This is a genomic window from Nonomuraea sp. NPDC003201, from assembly GCF_053590415.1.
On sequence record NZ_JBSFTC010000566.1, the window covers coordinates 1 to 3,925 of the forward strand.

4 protein-coding genes are annotated in these 3,925 nt (G+C 74.6%); all 4 read left to right on the forward strand.

Annotated features, from left to right (window positions below; genetic code table 11):
* Nucleotides 1-303 (forward strand): hypothetical protein (locus ACWDX9_RS60745; protein WP_449973024.1); only part of this gene is annotated, 303 nt, incomplete at its 5' end.
* Nucleotides 300-1,019, forward strand: coding sequence for an iron-containing redox enzyme family protein (locus ACWDX9_RS60750; protein WP_449973025.1), 720 nt, complete (start codon nt 300-302; stop codon nt 1,017-1,019). The genes ACWDX9_RS60745 and ACWDX9_RS60750, both read left to right, overlap by 4 nt.
* Nucleotides 977-1,162 carry an aroma-sacti cluster domain-containing protein gene (locus ACWDX9_RS60755; protein ID WP_449973026.1) on the forward strand — a complete coding sequence of 62 codons (186 nt, stop codon included), beginning with the start codon at nt 977-979 and terminating at the stop codon, nt 1,160-1,162. Before ACWDX9_RS60750 ends, ACWDX9_RS60755 begins: the two co-directional genes overlap by 43 nt.
* Before the next feature lie 6 nt (nt 1,163-1,168).
* The coding region (locus tag ACWDX9_RS60760; protein WP_449973027.1) for an AAA family ATPase at nt 1,169-3,925 on the forward strand (2,757 nt) is incomplete at its 3' end.

The following is a 3,925-nucleotide window of genomic DNA, read 5'->3' on the forward strand; positions in this document are numbered from 1 at the left end:
CGGTCACGCCATTGCTTCCAGGAACGCGTGCAACCCAGCGGCGTCATCAAGACCCGTAGACGTTCGCAAGCGGCAGATAGGACCGAGGTGCGCGCCGCGCTGGCCGCGTTCCGCGACGACCCGCTGCTGCGCGCCGTCGGTTCGGTCCGGCCGGACGACCTGGTACGGCTGCCGCCGTTCGCCGCGCTCGCCCGCGCCCGCTACCCGGACGTCTGCGGCCTGTGCTGGCGCCTGCACGAGACCGCCGGGGACGACGGGACCCGGTTGCTGACCGCCCTCATGGGCCGGGAAGGCGGGACATGACCACCAGCCTGCGCCTGATGGCCAAGATCGACCTCGTCATGCCCGCGCTGCTGGCCAGGACGGAGCGGATGTGGCGGCATCCCGCACCCCGCGAGCTCTACCTGGAATGGCTCAGGGCCCTGCACGGCATGCTGCGCGCGACCGTACCGCTCATCCTCGACGCCACCACGGCGTGCCTGGCCCGGGACGACGAGATCGCGCGGGGCGTCGCCGTCTATCTGGCCCGGCACGTGCACGAGGAGTACGGCCACGACCAGGACGTGGTGAACGACTACGCCCGCGCGGGAGGCGACGCCGAGACCCTGTTCACCGACCCGCCGCCGCCCTGCGTCGCCGCGGTGGTCGGCAGCCAGTACTACTGGATCAGGCACGCCCACCCGGTGGCGCTGCTCGGGCACGTCGCCGTCCTGGAGGGCTACCCGCCCCCACCCGATCTGGCGCCCCTGCTCTCCCTGCGCACGGGCCTGCCGCTGGACGCGTTCCGCACGCTGGTGACCCATGCCGTCGTGGACGGCACGCACCGCGAGGAGCTGTGGCGCGCGATCGACGGGCTCCCGCTCACCTCCGAGGCGGAGTCGCTGATCGGACTGAGCGCACTCAACACGGCATACGGCCTGGCGCAGCTCGTCGACGCCGTCCAACTGCGCGCGAACGCCGCAGGAAAGGAGAGGTCATGGCGACCATCGACCAATTGGAAGCCGCCGGCTTCGACCTGACGACCGCGTCAGGCGAGCAGATCGCGGTGCTGCAGTCGCTCAGCGACGAGGAACTCCAGGTGCTCGCCTCCATCAGGGAGCGCATGGAGGAGGCCGCGGACGTCGAAGCGCATGCGTACGCGAGCGGCGGCTGGTGCTGGTGACCGGTGATGCGACCCTGCCCCCAGTGCGGCGGTGAGAACCCCGCCGCCGCCCGCTTCTGCATGTCGTGCGGCAGTGCCCTGTCCCCCGCGTCCGCCGCCCGCACCACCCTGCGGTTCGTGACCGTGCTCTTCGGCGACGTGGCCGGCTCGACGGAGCTCGCGCGCGGCCTCAGCCCCGAGGTCTGGCAGGGCACGCTGGCCACGTACTTCGCCGACGTGAGCCGGGCGGCGACCGAGCAGGGCGGCCGGGTGGAGAAGTTCATCGGGGACGCCGTGGTCGCGGTCTTCGGGGTGGAGGCCACCCACGAGGACGACGCGGTCCGCGCGGTGGAGTGTGCCCGGGTCTCCCTGGAGAGGATCGCTCGTCAGGCCGCCGACCTGCGCCGTACGCGAGGGGTGGACTTCTCGGTCCGCTTCGGGATCGCCTCGGGACAGGTCGCCCTCTCCGAGCGGGACTCCTCGTTCGCGATCGGCGAGGTCATGAACCGCGCCGCCCGGCTCCAGGCCGCCGCGCCGGCCGACGGCATCGTCATGGACGTGCGGACCTGGCTGCTCGTACGGGGAGCCGTACCCACCCGGCCCATCGAGCCGATCGCGGCCAAGGGCTTCAGCCGGCCGCTGCGGGCCTGGCAGATCGCCGGCACCCCGGAAGGACACGCCGACGAGGCGCGCACGCCGATGGTGGATCGCCGTTCCGAGCTGGACGATCTCGTCGCCGCGCTGCGGGACGGTCTTCGCCGGCCGGGCGTCCCCGCCGTGGTGCTGTCCGGCGAGCCGGGCGTCGGGAAGTCCCGGCTGGTGGCCGAGGCGGCGCGGCGGATGGCGCCGGACGCGCGGTTCCTGACCCTGCGCTGCCGGCGCGACGGCCGGCGGCTGGGCTACTGGCCCCTCTACCAGCTCGCCGAGGCCCTGGGGGGAGATGTGCCCAGGGGGCAGGGGCCCCAGGGCAAGGAGGAGATCTTCTGGACGCTGCGGGAGCTGCTGCGGGAGGCGGCGGAGCGGCGTCCGGTCGTCCTCGTCCTCGACGACTGCCAGTGGATGTCCCCCGCGGTGCGGGAATTCGCGGAGGGCCTGGACGATCCGGACCTGGACGTCCGGGCCGTGCTGATGCTCAGCGGCCGGGTGGACGAGCCGCCGCTGACCCGGGGGCCGGTGACCACGCTGCGCGTCCCGCCCCTCGGCCCGGCGGACGCCCAGGAGCTGGCGGAGACCGTCGCCGCCCGGCTCGGGCCGCTCCCGCTGAGCGACGACCTCGCCCGGCGCAGCGCCGGCAACCCGCTCTACCTCGAACAGCTCGTCCACCTGCAGGTGGACGCCGAGGGCCGGACCGATCTCATCGCGCCGAGCGCGGAGGCGGCGGTGGGCGCCCGCCTCGACCAGCTGGGCGTGGACGCCCAGCGGCTGCTCGCCATCGCCGGCGCGCTCGGCGGCGGCTGCGTCGCCGGGGACCTGGAGCAGGTCGCCGCGGCCCTGGACCCGCCGCTCGACCAGACCTTCGACGAGACGCTCGCCCAGCTGCTCGGCGACGGGCTGCTGGTCACCCGGGCGAGCCCGGCCGGCGAGCTGGAGGTCGAGTCGCCGGTCGTCGCCGAGGTCGCGTACGGCAGGCTGCCGCTCGCCGACCGCGCCCACGTGCACGCCCAGGTCGCGGACCTGGCCGAGGCCCGCGTCGACCGCCATCCGTCGGAGATCGAGCTGTGCGCCCTGCACGCCGGGCGCGCGCACGCCGCCTGGCTCGAACTGCGCCCGGGCGGGCCGGAGGAGCGGCACGCCGCCGCCCGCGCGGCGCGTGCTCTGTGCTCCGCCGCCCAGTTCGCGGTCTCGCGCGGCGACCTGTCGATGGCGCTGCAGACCGCGAGCCAGGTCTCCCGGCTCGACTCCGGCCTGCCCGGCCTCGAACTGGAGATCGCGGCCGTCGAGACGTACGCCACGGCCGCCGCCGGGCGGGCCGACGAGACCCTGGCCCGGATCGCGGAGGCCAGGAAGCGCTGGGACACCGACGACAATCTGGCGGCCGCGGTGCAACTCACCCTCAACGAGGCGGTGGCCCGCTCCACGATGACCGGGCGATGGCACCGGTCCCTGATCGGCCAGGCGCGCGAGCTGGCGTACCGGGCCGACGACCCGGCGGCGTACGCCAGGGTGCTGCTCCTCGAAGGCATCGGGCACATGGAGGACGGCGACTACGTGACGGCCGAAGGCGTGCTGCACGAGGCGTTCGGCCACGCGCGGCGGGCGCGCTGGTGCTTCGGCGCCACCGAGATCCACGGGAACCTGGCGCTCTGCCTCGCCTACGGCGACACCCCCGCCCCGGCGGCCACGGCGATCTGCGCGCAGCTGCACGCCGAGCTCAAGGACGCCCACACGGTACGCGCGGCCGTCGGCTGCCCGGCGGCCCTGCTCGCGGACATGACGTGCGACTCGGCCGCCGCCACGAACCTGCTCGACGAGGGCCGGTCCATCCTGGCCGGAATCGGGCACCAGCCCGGCCTGGCCGGGCTCGACATGTTCCGCGCGACCCTCGCGGAACGGCACGGCGACCACGACGGCGCCGGGCAGGCCCTGAAGCGCGCCATCCGGCGGTTCGACGCGATCGGGTTCAGCGCGGGCGCGCAGTCGGCCAGGCTCTGGCACGCGACGTTCGGCGGGTACGACCCGCCCGACGCGGGCCCGCCTGTCGCGCAGAGCGCCGGCAGCTGGGACGTCGAGGTCCTGATCGAGCAGGCCGCCGCGGCGGCGTCATGCGGGCCGCCGAAGCGCTCT